This window comes from Rhodobacter sp. Har01, assembly GCF_020564565.1.
GTDB lineage: Bacteria > Pseudomonadota > Alphaproteobacteria > Rhodobacterales > Rhodobacteraceae > Pseudogemmobacter.
On record NZ_JAJCTD010000031.1, the window covers coordinates 1 to 1,357 of the forward strand.

The following is a 1,357-nucleotide window of genomic DNA, read 5'->3' on the forward strand; positions in this document are numbered from 1 at the left end:
AGCACCCATGGAACAGTTTGGCGTGATTGCGTGGCGGAGGGTTTGCGGCTCATCTTGACCCCACATGGAGGTGGAGATGAGAAAGAACCTCGTGACGACGAAGGCGCCTGCCGAACAGGTCGTGAAGGACATCCGGCGCGCGACGCGCAAGCTGCATTCATCTGAGGAAAAGATCCGGATCGTGCTGTCCGGCCTTCGCGGCGAAGACAGCATTGCGGAGCTGTGTCGCAAGGAGGGTATTGCCCAAAGCCTGTATTACAGCTGGTCGAAGGAGTTCCTTGAGGCTGGCAAGAAGCGGCTGGCTGGCGATACCGCCCACCAGGCCAATACTGGCGAGGTGAAGGAGTTGCGGGCCGAGGCCACGGCGCTGAAGGAGTTGGTGGCGGATCTGACGCTGGAAAACCGCCTGCTCAAAAAACATGAGCGGGGCTGGGGGAGACGGCGAATGAGGTATCCTGCCGCTGAGAAGCTCGAAATCATCCGGCTGGTGGAACAGTCGCATCTGCCGGTGCGCCGGACATTGGCCAAGCTCGGCATTCCGCCCACCACGTTTTACCGTTGGTATGACCGCTTCGTCGAACATGGGCCCGAGGGTCTGGAGGACAGGCCTTCTTCCCCTTCCCGGGTCTGGAACCGGATCCCCGAAGCAGTACGGAGTCAGATCCTGGACCTGGCGCTGGAGGAGCCGGAGCTGTCGCCGCGCGAATTGGCGGTCCGGTTCACTGATACAGAAAAGTATTTCGTGTCAGAGGCTTCCGTCTATCGCCTGCTCAAGTCCCACGACCTCATCACCAGCCCGGCCTATGTCGTGATCAAGGCGGCCGATGAGTTCAAGGACAAGACCACGGCACCGAACCAGATGTGGCAGACCGATTTTACCTATCTCAAGGTCATCGGTTGGGGCTGGTTCTATCTGTCGCCCATCCTCGATGACCACTCGCGATACGTCGTCGGCTGGAAGCTCTGCGGCACCATGCGGGCCGAGGACGTCACCGACACGCTCGACATCGCCCTGGCCGCATCCGGCTGCGAGAGTGCCAAGGTTCTGCACAAACCCTGCCTGCTCAGCGACAATGGCTCGTCCTACATCGCCGAAGATCTGGCCAGATACCTCGAGGACAAAGGCATCAAGCACGTCCGCGGCGCGCCGATGCATCCCCAGACCCAGGGCAAGATCGAGCGCTGGCACCAGACCCTCAAGAACCGCATCCTGCTGGAAAACTACTTCCTCAAGGGCGAACTTGAAACCGCCATCGCCGCCTTCATCGATCACTATAACAACCACCGCTGTCACGAGAGCATCGGCAACCTGACCCCGGCTGATGTCTACTTCGGTCGCGGTGAAACCATCCTGGCC

The 1,357-nt window shown here is 60.4% G+C and carries 1 protein-coding gene; it reads left to right on the forward strand.

The window, feature by feature from the left end; genetic code table 11:
• Window positions 1–76: 76 nt before the first annotated feature.
• The coding region (locus tag LHP98_RS19265; RefSeq protein ID WP_227254162.1) for an IS3 family transposase at window positions 77–1,357 on the forward strand (1,281 nt) is incomplete at its 3' end.